Source organism: Photobacterium swingsii (assembly GCF_024346715.1).
In the GTDB taxonomy this organism is placed as follows: domain Bacteria; phylum Pseudomonadota; class Gammaproteobacteria; order Enterobacterales; family Vibrionaceae; genus Photobacterium; species Photobacterium swingsii.
In genome coordinates this window covers 1,358,075-1,374,104 of sequence record NZ_AP024852.1, presented here as the reverse complement: position 1 = coordinate 1,374,104, position 16,030 = coordinate 1,358,075, and the positions used below count along the sequence as shown (strand labels likewise).

11 protein-coding genes are annotated in these 16,030 nt (G+C 44.8%); 3 read left to right on the top strand and 8 right to left on the bottom strand.

Annotated features, from left to right (window positions below):
• Positions 1 to 72: 72 nt before the first annotated feature.
• The 4 genes from mukB to cmoM are packed head-to-tail and all read right to left on the bottom strand — an operon-like array spanning position 73 to position 7,403.
• Positions 73 to 4,542 carry a chromosome partition protein MukB gene (gene mukB, locus OCU77_RS06550; protein WP_107302390.1) on the bottom strand — a complete coding sequence of 1,490 codons (4,470 nt, stop codon included), beginning with the start codon at positions 4,540 to 4,542 and terminating at the stop codon, positions 73 to 75.
• Positions 4,542 to 5,285: a chromosome partition protein MukE gene (gene mukE, locus OCU77_RS06545; RefSeq protein ID WP_048897110.1), complete on the bottom strand. Its 744-nt coding sequence runs from the start codon at positions 5,283 to 5,285 to the stop codon at positions 4,542 to 4,544. Before mukE ends, mukB begins: the two co-directional genes overlap by 1 nt.
• Complete coding sequence (mukF, locus tag OCU77_RS06540) at positions 5,266 to 6,588, bottom strand: chromosome partition protein MukF (protein ID WP_048897109.1); 1,323 nt, start codon at positions 6,586 to 6,588, stop codon at positions 5,266 to 5,268. Before mukF ends, mukE begins: the two co-directional genes overlap by 20 nt.
• The gene (gene cmoM / locus OCU77_RS06535; protein ID WP_048897108.1) at positions 6,585 to 7,403 is read right to left on the bottom strand and encodes a tRNA uridine 5-oxyacetic acid(34) methyltransferase CmoM; all 819 of its coding nucleotides are present in this window, start codon (positions 7,401 to 7,403) and stop codon (positions 6,585 to 6,587) included. The genes mukF and cmoM overlap by 4 nt, the downstream gene beginning before the upstream one ends.
• A gap of 119 nt (positions 7,404 to 7,522) precedes the next feature.
• On the opposite strand from cmoM, the gene elyC reads away from it, so the two are divergent.
• Together elyC and OCU77_RS06525 are read left to right on the top strand one after the other, a co-directional pair.
• Positions 7,523 to 8,356, top strand: coding sequence for an envelope biogenesis factor ElyC (gene elyC, locus OCU77_RS06530; protein WP_107302389.1), 834 nt, complete (start codon positions 7,523 to 7,525; stop codon positions 8,354 to 8,356).
• A 244-nt stretch (positions 8,357 to 8,600) separates the two neighbouring features.
• Complete coding sequence (locus OCU77_RS06525; protein WP_048897107.1) at positions 8,601 to 9,983, top strand: L-cystine transporter; 1,383 nt, start codon at positions 8,601 to 8,603, stop codon at positions 9,981 to 9,983.
• Positions 9,984 to 10,132: 149 nt separating this feature from the next.
• Here OCU77_RS06525 and kdsB read toward each other — a convergent pair whose 3' ends face one another.
• The 4 genes from kdsB to msbA are packed head-to-tail and all read right to left on the bottom strand — an operon-like array spanning position 10,133 to position 13,843.
• Entirely contained in the window at positions 10,133 to 10,879 is a 747-nt protein-coding gene (gene kdsB, locus OCU77_RS06520) for a 3-deoxy-manno-octulosonate cytidylyltransferase (RefSeq protein WP_048897106.1), read from the bottom strand.
• Positions 10,880 to 10,882: 3 nt separating this feature from the next.
• Entirely contained in the window at positions 10,883 to 11,062 is a 180-nt protein-coding gene (locus OCU77_RS06515) for a Trm112 family protein (protein ID WP_048897105.1), read from the bottom strand.
• A complete protein-coding gene (lpxK, locus tag OCU77_RS06510; RefSeq protein ID WP_193391639.1) occupies positions 11,043 to 12,065 on the bottom strand; it encodes a tetraacyldisaccharide 4'-kinase in 1,023 nt (340 codons plus the stop codon). Before lpxK ends, OCU77_RS06515 begins: the two co-directional genes overlap by 20 nt.
• An 8-nt stretch (positions 12,066 to 12,073) precedes the next feature.
• On the bottom strand, positions 12,074 to 13,843 hold the full coding sequence (gene msbA, locus OCU77_RS06505; RefSeq protein WP_048897103.1) for a lipid A ABC transporter ATP-binding protein/permease MsbA: 1,770 nt from the start codon (positions 13,841 to 13,843) through the stop codon (positions 12,074 to 12,076).
• A 493-nt stretch (positions 13,844 to 14,336) separates the two neighbouring features.
• On the opposite strand from msbA, the gene OCU77_RS06500 reads away from it, so the two are divergent.
• A complete protein-coding gene (locus OCU77_RS06500; protein WP_048897102.1) occupies positions 14,337 to 15,968 on the top strand; it encodes a methyl-accepting chemotaxis protein in 1,632 nt (543 codons plus the stop codon).
• The last annotated feature ends 62 nt before the right edge of the window (positions 15,969 to 16,030 follow it).

The following is a 16,030-nucleotide window of genomic DNA, read 5'->3' as shown; positions in this document are numbered from 1 at the left end:
CAAACACTCAGAAATAACAAAGGCCAGCAAATGCTGACCTTTGAAGGTATTTATCGATGCTTACTTACGTTGCTACTCAACACTTGCAGGGTTTAAATCCAGCATGTCTTGAATGTTAGCTTGCGGCTTAGGTTCTTGACCAAAACCACGTAAGCCCACCACGTGTACGTGTTCACGGTCTTTAAAGATCTTACGCACAAGCTTATAGGTCGTCCCTTTCTCTGGGCTGATATTTTCAGGCGCAGCAATCAATAATTGCATATCTAAGCGGTCACATAGCTCGAACAAGGTCGAGATAGATTTCGCATCCAGACGTGCGGCCTCATCCAAGAACAGCAAGCGACAAGGAATAACATCTTTACCACGTAAACGGCGAGATTCTTCTTCCCAGCTTTGGATAACCATCAGCAAGATTGCCTGACCTGTACCAATTGCTTCACCCGTTGAGAGTGCACCCGACTCCGCTTGTAGCCAACCGTCTGTACCACGGTTCACTTCAATGCTTAGCTCTAGGTAATTACGGTAATCCAATAGCTCTTCACCCAAGATTTGTGGCGAACGTTGACCCATATCGATATGTGGATTCAAACGTTGGAACAACTTCGCCATCGCTTCAGAGAAGGTCAAACGGTTGTTACCAAACAAGTCTTGATGCTGGTCTTGCTGCTCAGCCAAACCTGCCAATAGTGATTCATGCGTCTCACGTACTTTAACGTTTAGACGCACGCCTTTCACCTGACCAAAGCCAATGTTCATCAAGCCTTGGTTTAGCATACGAATACGGTTTTGCTCACGCTGAATCGTTTTACGAATAATGTTCGCGACAGAGTCAGAGCTGATTGCTAGGCGTTGCTCACGTGCTGTTAGCTCTTCTGTTAGACGGGCTAACTCCACTTCCATCTCTTCAATCGCTTCAACCGGATCATCGGTGCGAATGATATCGTGGCGAATACGCTCACGCAGGTGTTGGTACACTGCGATGTAGAACAAGACTTTACGTTCTGGACGTGAAATATCTTCCGATGCACGCAGTGAATCACGCAGATCTTCATTATCCGCAACCGCTAGACGCAAGGCACCCAGTGATTTATCCGACAGTGAACGTAACTCATCAGCAGACATGTAGGCCATTTCACGACGGTGTAGACGACGTTCAACATCGTTTTCACGCGCTAAACGCAATACAGCACACCAGCCTGCTTTGGCATTCACCACCAGCTTACGCAAATCTTGGTACTCTTTGCCCACTTTGCGTAGACGTTTCGCCAAGCCTTTCATCTCAAGCTCAATTGAGGTGATCGCTTTTTCAAGTTGGCTACGACGAGTACGAGAACTTTGTAAGCGCTCGTTCAGTTCATCACGGCGTAAGCGAGCGCGCTCTTCTGCTTCCACATCGGCACGTACACCCAACTCTTGTAGCTCACGCTCGAACTCTTGCACGGTTTCCAGTTTCGCTTGATGCGAACTCTTCAACGATGCCATTAGCTGATTGTATTGGTTCGCTTGTGCACGCGCTTGTTTCAGCGCATCACGGCAACGGTTACGTTCACGCTCAGCAGCAACCAATTTGGCTTTAAGCTGTTCATTAAGCTCTGAACTCTTGCCAAGCAATTCAACAGAATCAGCGTAACCAAAGTGGTGACGGCGCTCTGCTAAATCTGCAACTGCAAAGATTTCTTTCTTCAATGCTTGCAGTGTTTGGTCTGCATCTTGGTACTGGATGTTTAGCGCATCAAATTGCTGCGGGTCAACATCTAGCGCCGAGGCGATACCTTCAAGCTCAGAAATTGCCTTACCGTGGCGGTCAAGGTAGTTACGTGCTTCATCAAGTTGAGACAGCTGTTGTTCGATTTCTGCAAAACGCTCAACAACAGTTTCGTCTTCAAGCAGGTTGACCATTGGGCTTAGTTTGCCCAGCAATGTTAAACCTTCACGCGCCGCCGTTAACTGGCTACGTTGTTGCTGCTCTTGCGCATCCATTTCAGACAGCTGACGCACCAATTGGTTACGCTTGTCACGTGCTGCTTTCAGCTCTGCTTCTGGATCTGGCTGGAATGCAACCGACATGTGAGTCGCAACAAAGCTATTAAAGCTTTGGTACAAACGCTGTAGTTTTTGCGAATCAAATGCTGCTTTTGCGTGATCTTCAACAACTTGATCGCGCTCTTCACGTAAATGCTCTAAACGTTGTTCACGCGCCGCACGACCAAACAATGGTACTTTCGGGAAACGCGAATAACGTAGTTGACGATCGTTTAAGTGAACACAAACCGCTTGCTCTAGCTCATCCACATCAAAGCCGCTGTCATCAAATGAATCAGCATCACCTTCAATAATGTAAAGATCGTCAGGACAATCTTCTAGCGCAATCAGCTTGTCTTTAATGCCTTTAAGATCAGGAACAACAATCGCATGACGCGCAGGACCGTACATCGCACTGAAATACGGCGCATCAGCTAGCGTGATATCGTCATAGATCTCAGACAGCATGGTGCCGCCTAACGTATCTGCCAGTGAACGTAGCTCTGAATCATCGCTACCCCCTGGTTGAGCAAGACGCTCGATATCTTTTTCTAACTGGCTCTTACGCTGCGCCAACTGATCGCGCATTGCCGATACTTGACGTTCGCTATCCAGCGTTTGCTGCATGGCACTCATTACAGCGTTGCTATCGAACAACTCTAATTGCGATTGTTCAGCCAGCTTTTCAAGTGCATCACTTGCCGCAATCCAAGCAGGCGCTTTCGCTTCATGTTGCTTGATTTGCACTGCGAGTTGCTGCTCTTGGCCACGTAATTCACTACGCTGCTCAACCAAGCTTTCTTGTGTTTGCTCTAACGACTCAAGTGTTGCTTCATGGCGGGCTTGTTCTTCCGCTAATGCAAGATCGCCGTCAATTTGAGTGGCAAAGCGTTTGCTGTAGGCTTCCGCTAACTCTTTGGCTTGACGTTGTTGACGAACGCTACGCTCTAAATCACGGTATTGTGCTTTAAGTTGTTCACCACGCTCTGCCACATGACGGAGTTGACGAGCATGGGCAATCAGCTCTTTCGCTTTCGTGCCAGCTTGTGCACGATCGACTGCACCTGCAATCGTCGTGACAATCTGCAAACCTTTTTCAAACTGTTGAACCGCAGCCGATGACATATCAAGCTTATGCTTAAGCGCCAAGAGTGCTGTAGTTTTCTGTTCTTCAGCCTGCTTAAGCTGAGAAAGATAAGCTGGGGCATTATCCGCAAGCAGTTGTTCATCACCTGAAAGCTGACGTGCTTTTTCCAGTGCTTGAACCGCTTGTTGATATTGAAGTGCACGCGTTTGCTGCATATCCAACGCTTGTTGGTAATCAGCAAGTTGTGTTTTTAGACTATCAACTTCTTCTTCCGTTAATAGCGCTTGCTCTTCAGCCATTGCAAGTTGTTCAGCGGCTTCTTCCACCACCATCACTTGCTCTTCTAGGCGCTCAGTCAGCTCTTCAAGATCTTCTTTGTAACGCTCGATCTTTTCTTGCTGACGAACAGCCGTTTGCACCAACTGTAGATGATCCGATGCCGCTTGATGATCTTGTTCTAGTGATGATTCACGTTCGGTCAGTTCATCAAGCTCAGCACTGTGATTAGTCAAGGTTGATTGCTGATCCATCAAGCTTTGACGCGAACCCAGTAGTTCACCACGTAAGCGTAATGTCTTATCTAGCCGCTGTTGACGATCGTTGGCGTGGCGCATGTAGTCAGCCGCAACATAGTTAGTCGCTTCTGAGATCAAGTGCTTAAATAAATCACGATCGCTTTGTGTTAGCTTGATCGCTTCTAGCGTCATACGGTTTTCACGCAGTGCTGCTTCCATGTCTTGGAAGGCTTTCTTAACACCTGTGTTTTGCGGCAATAGGTAATCACGCAAAGAGCGGGTGATCGCACTAGAAATACCACCGTACAGCGAGGCTTCGATCAGACGGTAGAACTTAGACCGGTCGGTACTGTTACGCAGTTTCTTCGGTAGTACACCGAATTCAAACATTTGCGCATGGTAATCAGTTACTGAGTTAAAGGCTTTGAATACAACACCTTCAATCTCTGCAATACCGTCTTTTACTTCATTCAATTGGCGAACACGCGCTTGTGTTTCCGATACCGTCTCAACCAAGATTTCAGTTGGCTTAATGTGTGACGGTAAGCCTTGAATAATGAAAGGCTTGATATCCACTTTCTTATCACGACCCGCCACTTGTTGTAGGCGTACCGCAAAGATAATACGTTGGTTTTTCGAGTTAACTACATCAAGTGCAGAATAACAGGCACCCGGCTTTAACTTACCGTGTAAGCCTTTGTCGCGTGAAGACGCTGAACTGCCCGCTTCCGTGGTATTACGAAAATGCAGTAGACTTTGATCGGGGATCAGTGAGGTAATAAACGCCGCCATCGTGGTCGACTTACCTGCACCGTTACCGCCCGATAGGGTTGTTACTAGGTTATCAATGTCAAAGGTACGGGCAAAAAAACCGTTCCAGTTAACCATGGTGAGCGATTGATACTTACCGCGTTCCATCACACTTCACCTTCTTGTTCTGGCTCTGTTGGGAGCTCTAGTTGTTCTTCGTGTTCTTCATGAGCATCTTGCTCGTCAAGCAGGCTAGATTGACTTGGCTCTTGGTGGTGAACCACAGCCTCACCATCACGGATCAAGCGAAGTTGTGCTTCACGCACATCATCACCACTGCGTACATCGGCACCAAAGCGGAATACCGATTCGCTAATGCGGAATTTACCGTTTTCACCCACAGGAATGATCATGCCTAAACGACGTAAACGACGCAGTGATGTTTTTACTTTGTCGTACAGTTTTTCACGGTCCAAATCTGAGCCAGACGCTCGATTCGTCACTAATTTCATTAGCTTAGGTTCATCAGCTAAGGTCATTAGCTCATCGAATAGCTCTTGGTTAGTAAAAATACCTTCATGCGCCAAACGCTCTGGGCTTAGGTAAAGGAAACACAATACTTTCCCCACTAACATATCAACTTCAGCCAATACCGAACGGCCAATAAGCGATGTTGAACGCGGGCGCAAGTAGAAGAAACCTTCTGGGGCACGCACTAATTCTGCGTTGTAGCGCTTGTAGAACATGTGTAACTCACGCTCTGCATCAATCAGTAGTGCGTGATTATCTAAATCTTCGCTCGAAATATGACGGCCTGAACGCAGCGCATTATCAAGAGCAGGGAAAAGTGGGTTAGCAATTGCTTTAGCCAACTTCTCCGGCATAAATTCTTCAATATTTATCGATGACATTGGCTTGTACCTTAGCTCCGTAGTCGTTAATCGCTTCCCAATCGGGCTGAATGGCATTGAAGTCCGATTCGGAGTAACCCAATCGAACGGCCTGATCGATAACGATCCGCGATAAATCAAAATGCTGAGCATGAGGATGCTGAGCAAGATAGTCTTTTAATAGCGCACTAAGGTTAATAGCTGCGCCTGTGGCTTTATGGGCTTGCAGCATAGCAGCAACTTGGTCGGCAAGTTGATCATTGACTAGGCTGAGCTCTTCAAATTCCATTTCTTCTGGCACTAGACCAGTCACTTCATCATCACGCAATACGAGCGTTTCATCGCGCATATCAAGTAGACGATCGGCATCGGCATAAGTGAGCAACCATGGGTTATCGAAGTAATCGGTAACTGACTGGCGCAGACGCTGACTAAAAGCGCGGTTTTTATCCATATCAATCGCGGTACGGATAAATTTATGCACGTGTCGGTCGTAGCCAATCCATAGGTCAATAGCTTGCTGACCCCAGCTGATAATACGGTCAAGCTTCATCTGCAAGACGAAGATCATGCCATCAACGAAATCTAATTCAGCATGGCCCTGAGTCGCTTCTTGAATATCAAGCAATTGCGTTTGTAGCTGATCGCCCGCTGCTTGCAGCGTATCTTGCAGCTCTCGTAGGGTGCTTGACGTTTCATTCAATAGGCTTTCACAACTTGAGATTGCCGCTTGCCAATCTTGATTAAGCAGTTCAGCAATATCGTGTTTCACTTGCTGTTGTTGCTCATCCATGGTGCGCTGGTTCAAATCGATGCGATCGAAAATATCAGCGACAGAATACTTTAATACCGCGTACACATTGGTACGCCAGTACTTCTCGTCACCACCTTCTTTTGCGGCAACTGCGGCTTTATTGATTTCGTCTGCCACCATAGCAAGCTGAATCGATAATTTAAGCGTTGAGTATTCTCGCTGACGCGCGTAATAGTCTGTGATACCTAAAGCCAACGGGCTTAAGCGATAAATGCTGGCTCCGTCGTTCACTTCACTGGTAAAGCGAGAAATAAGACGTTGGCGAACCAACTCATTGATGGCGTTATTGGCACGAAAAGCGAGCGTCTCTTTTGATTGTTCAAACAAATCGCTCACAATGCGAAATGCGTCAATCAGCTCACCTTCACCTAACTCTTCTTCAAAGCGATCGCTACTTAAAACAGCAATCGCCAACAAGAACGCCAGCCGCTCAGTTGGTAAGTTAAGCGAGAAATCATGCTGCTTAACCCAAGTTACCAACTCAGGAACGGTCTGGGTAACTTCACTCATCCGTTGTCCTTTTTGCTGTTAATAGTATTTGTCTCAGCCGTAACTGGCTTTTGTGCGTACACGTGAATATAGCGCCCTAATGACAAATAAGGTTCTTGACGACAAAGCTTCTGCTCCATCTCAAGAACTTGTTCAAAACTGTAATCCCCAACCATGGTATCGCGCATATAATCATGGAATGTGCGCACACCTGTTTTACCGAGGATCTGAAAACCGCTCTCTTCAAGCCACTGATAAACATCATCAGGTTTAATACCTTGATAAGGCTGAAGCTTGAAGCGTTTACGATGTGGCATCCCTTCTTCTACATGCGTCAGGTTGCCACAAATCAAATTCTTAAATAGCAGGCCGTTATAGTTGTAGAACATCACCGAAATAATGCCGCCTGGCTTAACTTGCTCAAGTAAACTATCTAAAGCCTGCTGCGGATCAGCTAACCATTCCATGACAGCATGGAATAAAATCAAATCCGGCTTTTCCGCTAGGTGCTCCCCAATATCCTGCACAGCACTGTGAACCAACCGATACTGCTCAAGCAAGCCATTTTTAGCAATGTCTTGCTCGGCTAATTTCAGCATTTCACCAGAGAGATCACACAATGTAATTTCATGGCCCAATTCTGCCAACTTTTGTGACAATTGGCCTACACCGCCTCCGGCATCAAGCACAGATAACGGTTTGTTATCGGGCAATGCCGCTAATATTTGCTGCAAATCTTGCCATACAACAGTCTGTCGGATCTGCCCTTTGGCAGTGCCGTAAATGTTTTTAGCAAATTTTTGCGCTAGGTCGTCAAAATTTCGATCTTTGATCACGGCTGCTTTACGTTATGATAGCGGTTCTAAAATGGTGTTTATTTTCTCACAAGCTCTATAGGAATAAAGGCTTGTGATGTCTTTTTAAGCTCAACTGCTGATTTTTCGGGCTAGATTGTATGTTTGAACTAAAAAAATTGATATCGGCGTTACTCATGCCACTTCCCGCAATGCTGATTTTAGGCCTATTCGGCTTGTTGGTGTTGTGGTTCACCAAACGAAAAGGCCTCGCGTCTCTTCTATTGACCACCTCGTTATTAGGAATATTTTTATTTGCATTCCAACCAATCTCGACAAAATTACTCTACCCACTTGAACGTCAATATACGGGGTTTATACCCAGCAACAAGCCTGTTGATTACATCATGGTGTTAGGTAGTGGCCATGTCATAGATAAAAACATCCCGGTTACATCCGAGCTCTCGCGCACAGCACTAATGCGCTTATCAGAGGGAATTCGAATTCACCGTTTATACCCAAGTGCCAAAATGATTCTATCGGGTTACGGCGGTGGTACTGAAATTAGCCAAGCTCGAATGATGGCAAAAGTTGCCCTCTCTCTGGGCATCAATAAGACAGACATATTACTGCTTGAAACTGCAAAAGACACATGGGAAGAAGCTTTCCAAGCCTCGTCGGTGGTAGGTAATAAAAACCTCGTGTTAGTGACATCAGCCAGCCATATGGAGCGCGCTTTGTTTGAATTTAATGAGGCGGGTTTACAGCCAACACCTGCGCCAACTAACTATTTAGCTCACCGCAATATTGAACAGCCTTGGGCCAAATACACACCACAAGCTAAATATTTAGAGCAAACAGAGCGTTATTGGCATGAAACGCTAGGACAATGGTGGCAAAAATTACGTAATATTATCGGTAATAATGAACAGCTAATAAAAAAAGAAACACCCAAGACCGCTGTTGTTATCACTCACGATGAAGCTTTTTCTTAACAGTCATTAAAAGCAATAATTGACTCACATTCAGTATAAACCTCGAAGCCAGCTAACTTAGCTGGCTTTTTACATTATATGAGCACAAAACAGCCGAATTCCACGCTGATAGCAATTTTTGTTATATCATGTGCCAAATTCATATAGTGATCGCTATAGAAACCGCTCCCGTTTTTCATCACACCTCTTTATTATTTCAGCCATTACAAGAATCACATATCAAGCAGTTAGGTGGCTAGAGATTATGTATCAGATTATTAACTTGGCGATTTTCGCCCTACTCATCGCGTTATTAGCGAAACAGCAAAAAACAGATCAAACTCTCTCTAAGCGTGTATTCACTGGTCTTGGTCTTGGTGTGTTATTTGGCGGCGCTCTACAAGTCATTTACGGTGGCGGCAGCGCTGTCATTGGTAGCACATTAGAATATGTGAACATTGTGGGTTCTGGTTACGTTAGCCTACTAAAAATGATCATCATGCCGTTAATCATGGTGTCTATCATTGGCGCTATCGTTAAAGTAAAAGACTCAGGTTCGCTGGGTAAGATTTCAGGTTTGACGATTGGTATTTTACTCGCGACTACTGCCGCATCTGCTGTGATCGGCCTGTTCGTTAGCCACCTGTTTGGTCTATCAGCAGAAGGCATTGTGCAAGGTGCTCGCGAGATCGCACGCGGTGAACTCTTAGAAACACGCCTTTCAACTGTCGAAGCAATCTCATTTGCCGATATGATTATTTCCTTCTTCCCTGGTAACCCATTCGCAGATCTAGCAGGTAGCCGTGCAACTTCAACCATTGCTGTTGTTATCTTCTCTGCTTTCATCGGTGTGGCTGGCCTGAGCGTGATTCGCACTCAACCTGAACTTGGTGCAAGCTTTGAGAAATTTGTGCAAGTTGCTCAGGAAATTGTTCGTACTCTGGTACGTATGGTGTTAAGTCTAACCCCATACGGCGTACTTGCGCTCATGACCAAAGTAGTTGCAGGCTCAAACCTTGATGACATTCTAAGCCTCATTAACTTTGTAATGGCGTCATACGTTGGTTTAGGTATCATTCTGGTTATGCACCTTGTTCTGGTATCTTTGGTTGGCGTTAACCCGATTCGCTTCCTGAAAAAGGTTCTGCCAGTACTTACCTTTGCATTCACTTCTCGCTCAAGCGCAGGCACAATTCCATTGAACATTGATGCGCAAGTGAAGCAGCTAGGTAATGGTGAAGGCGTTGCAAACTTCTCGGCATCATTTGGTGCAACTATGGGGCAAAACGGCTGTGCTGGCTTATACCCTGCAATGCTGGCTGTGATGATTGCACCAACTGTAGGTATTAACCCTATGGATATCAGCTTTATCCTAACATTGGTTGCTATTGTCACCATCAGTTCATTCGGTATTGCGGGTGTGGGTGGTGGTGCGACATTTGCCGCTCTGATTGTACTCTCTGCACTTGATATGCCTGTTGCTCTCGCTGGTCTACTGATTTCTATCGAGCCTTTAATTGATATGGGCCGTACCGCTATCAACGTTAGTGGTTCCATGACAGCAGGCACCATTACATCACGCTTACTTGGTCAGGCTGATGAATCTATTTTCCAACAAGATGGTGAAGTGGAAACAGCAAAAGCGTAATCAGCTTAGTATGCAGTCAGGAATCCTGACTGCTAAAACAGAACAGCTCTCGCCACAAATAAAAATGCCACCTTATCGCTAAGGTGGCATTTTTGTATTCACGGTTTATCACTCATTGTGGGCTATAATTGATTCTTAAACTCAAGAATCTAACCAATAAGCTGACGCACTTTTTCTAAATCTTCAGGTGTATCAACACCAGCTGGTGGGGTATCAATGGCCACATCAACGTGGATTTTCTCACCATACCAAAGCACACGAAGTTGCTCTAAAGATTCAATCTTCTCAAGCGCACTCGGTTCCCAATTAATATAAGTATTAATGAAACCTGCACGGTACGCATAAATACCGATATGGCGTAGCAAGCTCTGATGAATCTCTTGCGGTCGCTTCGCAAAGTTATCACGATCCCATGGAATCGAAGCACGGCTAAAGTACAGTGCGTACCCGTAGGCATCCGTAACAACCTTTACCGCATTCGGATTAAAAACTTCATCCGCATGATCTATCTGAACGGCCAGTGTTGCCATAGGTGCATCGCAACGCGCAATATTATCGGCCACTTGGCGAATAATACTTTCAGGGACAAGCGGCTCATCACCTTGAACATTTACTACAATGTGATCATCAGCAAGCTGGTACTTTTCTACCACTTCAGCCAAACGCTCAGTGCCTGATTCATGATCACTGCGCGTTAGACAGACTTCACCACCAAAAGCGGTCACTGCATCGACAATGCGTTGGTCATCTGTCGCTACAATAACTTGATCTGCACCAGACTTACTTGCTTGTTCATATACCCATTGCACCATTGGCTTACCGCCAATATCAGCTAAAGGTTTACCCGGTAAGCGGGATGATTGATAACGAGCAGGTATAACGACAGTAAAAGCCATGCTTTATTTAACCTCTTCTGCACTCAGTGTGCGTGCTTCTGGTTCAAGCAACACAGGAATGCCATCATTAATAGCGAAAGCCAGACGATCAAATTTACAGATAAGTTCGTTCTTTTCTTTATCGTAGTTCAATTTCCCTTTACACACTGGGCATGCAACGATTTCAAGCAGACGGTGATCCATATTGTTCCTTTACCTTTATAATCTGACTGATGATGTCCTGTGCCTGTTCCGCTGGTAACTCAGCATCTACAGGCAAATACCACCAATTTGACTCAGCGAAAGCGTGGCATTTCACCGCATCTTTCTCTGTCATGACTAGGTGCTGGCCTTTAGTGGCCAACACTGTTAATTCTTCTTGTTTAAATGCTTGGTGATCAGCAAATGGCTGACAATGGATAGGCTCAACACCTAGCTCTCGTAATGTTGCAAAGAAGCGAGGAGGATGACCTATACCAGCCATTGCAACAATGTCCTTCAGCTCAGTAACTGAACATCGCTCACCTGTTTTTAGGTTAATCAGAGTTGAAGGAGATAGCCGCATAGGAATTTCACCCGGTTGCGCTTTACCACCATTACAGATCTGAAAATCAACCTCATCAAGACGCTCACAAGACTCTCGCAATGGTCCCATAGGGATCAGGTGCTGATTACCAAAACGACGCTGACCATCAATAACAACAATTTCGATATCTCGCTGAAGAGCGTAATGCTGTAAACCATCATCGGTAATAATGACATCAACGCGTTTCGATACCTCTTTCTCAGCAAGTAGCAGCTGAACAGCTTCCGCCCGCACTGGTGAAACGGCTACGGGCACACCGGTACGACGATGAATAAGTACAGGTTCATCACCGACAAAAGAAGTTGGACTATCGATACTGACTTGGTAAGGGTAATGCGGTGCTTTGCCGCCATAACCACGAGAGACAACACCCGGCTTTAAGCCTTGTGCTAATAACTGCTCAACCAACCAAACCACAACTGGCGTTTTACCATTACCACCAGCCGTGATATTGCCGACAATCACAACTGGCACAGGGGCACGATACGATGGCTTTATCCCCGCTGTAAATTGCTTACGACGGTGTTGGCTAATTGCGCCGAAAAGTTTACTTAACGGCCATAAAACAGGCATCAGCGCTATCCCTGCAGGATGGCGCTGAAACCAGATTTTCTCAATCAATGTACTCATTATTGGCCGAATTGAATACGGTGAAGTTGAGCGTAAGAGCCATCTTCTTTTGCAATTAACTCGCTATGGCTACCGCGCTCAATCACTTCGCCTTCATCAACAACCAGAATCTGATCGGCATTTTCAATAGTTGATAAACGGTGCGCAATCACTAGCACAGTGCGGTCTTTTTGTAGCTCATCCAATGCTGATTGAATCGCGCGCTCAGATTCAGTATCCAACGCAGATGTCGCTTCATCAAGGATAAGAATTGGGGCATTACGCAATAGCGCACGTGCAATCGCAATACGTTGGCGTTGACCGCCTGACAGGCTCACACCGTTCTCACCAATGACAGTGTCTAAACCATCATCCAGATCACGGATAAAGTCCATTGCTGATGCAAGCTCAGCTGCTTTTTCTATCTCTGCACGGCTATATTTATCGCCACACGCGTAAGCAATATTGTTCGCTAAGGTGTCATTAAATAAGTGTACGTTTTGCGAAACGACAGCAACTTGTTCACGCAAATTCTTCAAGGTGTAGTCTTTAACTTCATGACCATCAATGCTGATAGAGCCACTATCAATGTCATAAAAACGTGTCAACAAGTTGGCAATCGTACTCTTACCTGACCCCGAACGCCCCACCAGTGCTAGCGTTTTACCTGCTTCTAAGTCAAAGCTAACATTACGCAAAGCTGGTGTCTCTTTCGTTGGGTAAGTAAAGGTTACGTCATTCACTTTTACCGCACCAGATACACGCTCAACTTCATGTTTACCATTGTCTTTTTCTGTCTCTAAATCAAGAAGAGCAAACAAGGTGCCACATGCCGCCATACCACGTTGGAATTGTGAGTTAACGTTGGTTAAACCACGGATCGGACGCATTAGACCAAACATTGAACCAAATACAACAGCAAACGTACCGGGTGTTAATTCAGAGCGTAATGATTCAGAACCCGCTAAGAACAGAACAAAAACCAACGCTAACGAAGCGACCATTTGAATGGCAGGCGTCGAGATTGCATTTGCTGCAGTTAGCTTCATTGATTGTTGACGCATTTGATTACTTACGTCTTCAAAGCGTGCTTTTTCTTTTTCCTGACCACCGAAGTTCAGAACAACTTTATGGCCTTTTAACATTTGTTCTGTCTGTGCTGTCACCGAACCCATCGCGTCTTGCATGCCGCGCGACACTTTACGGAAACGTGCAGAAATCATTTTGATACCAATCGCAACTACAGGTGCAATGATGATCAAAATCGCAGAGAGCTGCCAACTGTTCCAAAACATTAAAGCAACCAGAGAAACAATTGTCGTACATTCACGAACAATATTAATCAAGGCTGAACTGGTTGCATTGGCAACCTGCTCTGAATCGTAGGTAATACGAGACAATAAGCTACCCGAAGATTCTTTATCAAAAAAGCTCACAGGCATTGCCATAAAATGATTAAACATTTTACGACGAATATTCATGACAACATTACCAGACACCCATGCAAGGCAATACGTCGAGACAAAGCTACTTAGGCTTCGGACTATCATTAAGCCAAGTACAAACCATGGCATCATCGCTAAGAAGTCAGTTTCAATCGAACCTAACCCACCAAAACTTTCATCCATTAAAGGCTTGATCATAGAGATAAGTACTGCATCGCCTAGCGCGTTAACGATCAGCGCAATAATAGCGACGACTAAGCCTGCTTTATAAATACTGATATAAGGCCACAGTAGCTTGAAGGTTTCTAATACCGTCGCTTCAGTTTCTTGTTGCTGCTTATTCATGAAAGACCATCATTATTTTAAACTATTTGTCTATTCTACTCTCAATCTATGCTGTGCTCCAAATATGTTACCGCTAACACACTCGTACTGTTCCCTTTTTATACAATTAAGCCATCAATAAACCGCCTCAAGTTAAGCCCAGCATTTGTTGAAGCACGACTTAATTGGTTGCAAGAATCCATCAATGATAAGTAAAAAAACGAACAGCCTAACATCGACAATCCGCACTTTCTTTCCTTGTTAAAGTGACCATAAAGGTCAGCAAACACACAATTCGTATAAAACATCGGGCTATTGCTGTGATTTAGCGCATAAATACAGTTGAGTAATCACTCTATAATTTCATTCCGCCATGACATTAGCCGCTTAATCAACATGACGTTACCATCCTGCTGAGGCATTGCCATAACAAGTAGTCGCTTTCAACGATGATACTGATAGAGCTAGAACTCCTCAGCAGTCTCTATGTAGATCAATTTTAAGTATTTATCCTATGAGAATATCCGATTTAAGTATCAGAAAAAAAATGTTTGCTGTTTTCGCCAGTATCTCTGCTGCGATTATTTTCCTAATCTTTTTTATAATGAACCAACTCAATCACGTGAATGACTCCTTGGTCGAGTTCGCCGAAACCACAGTACCCAGTGTTGTTTTAGTCAAAAACACACAAAATGAAGTCATAACGCTGCGTAAAGATCAGTTTTCTCTTTTACCAAACATAGATCACCCGCAACTCATTAATTGGATTCAAGGTATTGTAGACTCAGAAAAGCGCATTAATACCTATCTAAGTGAGTATGAAAGTGGTTTATGGGATGACAACGATAAGCAAGCCTATACGCAAGTAACACAAGCTTGGCAGCACTACCTTAATCAATCTCAAGAGTTTATTCCGGCATTAAAGCGACGTGATATCGATAAGGCCAATCACATTGTTCTCTCTAGCTTAAGTAGCTTTCAAAAACTACAAGCTGCTTTATCAAATCTTGAAAAATTAAATCAGTCTTATATGACCTCAGATAAAGCCACAAGTAACCAAAGGGTGGAAGACACTCGCTTGTATGCGTTTGTGGGGGTAATTTTACTACTAGGCTTTATGATCGGAATGGGATCGCTGCTCAGCCGTCAAGTGTGTAACCCCCTTGAATTGGTTATGGAATTAGCACATAAAATTTCGTCTGGTGATTTAACACATCGGATTGCACGAGACAAAATTGGCAATGACGAAATGGGTCAGCTCGCTGATAGTTTTCAGCAAATGCAGGACAAATTGCTAGCTCTAATAGAACAAATTTCAAGTACTGCCACTCAACTAAGTGCCTCGATTGAAGAAGTGAGCGCTATTTCAGAACAAACCTCGCAAGGCATGAACGAACAGCAAAATCAGCTTAATTTGATCGCAACGGCCATGAATCAAATGCAGGCCACAGTTAATGATGTCGCAAACAATACTGAAGAAGCCTCTCAGTCAGCTCGCAATGCAACCTCAGATGCAGAAGAAGGTCGAACCGTGGTGCAACTAAGCATCGAAAACATCCAACAAGCCCAGAGAGTGATCCAACAAACGGGCGAGATGGTTGAGCAGCTAGAACAAGATAGTTCTAACATCAGTATGGTTGTAGATGTTATCCAAAGCATTGCAGAACAAACAAATTTACTCGCACTCAATGCAGCAATTGAAGCTGCACGTGCAGGTGAACAAGGGCGTGGCTTTGCGGTGGTTGCTGACGAAGTAAGAACCTTGGCTGGGCGAACACAATCTTCAACAGAAGAGATCGTTTCAATTATCGATAAGCTCCAATCTCGTTCAAAAACAGCAGTACAAGGAACAAGTAATAGCTGTGAGTTAATTCTTCGCTGTGTGGAGCAAACAGAGCAAACAGGAAATACCATAGGTCAAATTACGGCTTCAATTAATGATATGGCGGCCATGAGCATTCAAATTGCAAGCGCTTGTAGTGAACAAAGCTCTGTATCTGAAGAACTACAACGTAATGTTGAGCATATCAATCAATTCTCAGGGGAGGTTGCGACAGGTTCATCTCAAACGGCTCAGGCGTGTATGCAGCTTAGTCAACTGGCCGTTAATATGCAGGATGTGATTAGACAGTTTAAGATTGTTTAACCCATAACCTGAACGTAACAATGATGCTGAGGCGATAGTTTTAGCCTCAAGTTCATTAAATG

Bases quoted from the DNA above. Each gene is read 5' to 3' on its own strand.
- mukB (WP_107302390.1), bottom strand. From the start codon at position 4,542: ATGGAACGCGGTAAGTATCAATCGCTCACCATGGTTAACTGGAACGGT.
- mukE (WP_048897110.1), bottom strand. From the start codon at position 5,285: ATGTCATCGATAAATATTGAAGAATTTATGCCGGAGAAGTTGGCTAAA.
- mukF (WP_048897109.1), bottom strand. From the start codon at position 6,588: ATGAGTGAAGTTACCCAGACCGTTCCTGAGTTGGTAACTTGGGTTAAG.
- elyC (WP_107302389.1), top strand. From the start codon at position 7,523: ATGTTTGAACTAAAAAAATTGATATCGGCGTTACTCATGCCACTTCCC.
- OCU77_RS06525 (WP_048897107.1), top strand. From the start codon at position 8,601: ATGTATCAGATTATTAACTTGGCGATTTTCGCCCTACTCATCGCGTTA.
- kdsB (WP_048897106.1), bottom strand. From the start codon at position 10,879: ATGGCTTTTACTGTCGTTATACCTGCTCGTTATCAATCATCCCGCTTA.
- OCU77_RS06515 (WP_048897105.1), bottom strand. From the start codon at position 11,062: ATGGATCACCGTCTGCTTGAAATCGTTGCATGCCCAGTGTGTAAAGGG.
- msbA (WP_048897103.1), bottom strand. From the start codon at position 13,843: ATGAATAAGCAGCAACAAGAAACTGAAGCGACGGTATTAGAAACCTTC.
- OCU77_RS06500 (WP_048897102.1), top strand. From the start codon at position 14,337: ATGAGAATATCCGATTTAAGTATCAGAAAAAAAATGTTTGCTGTTTTC.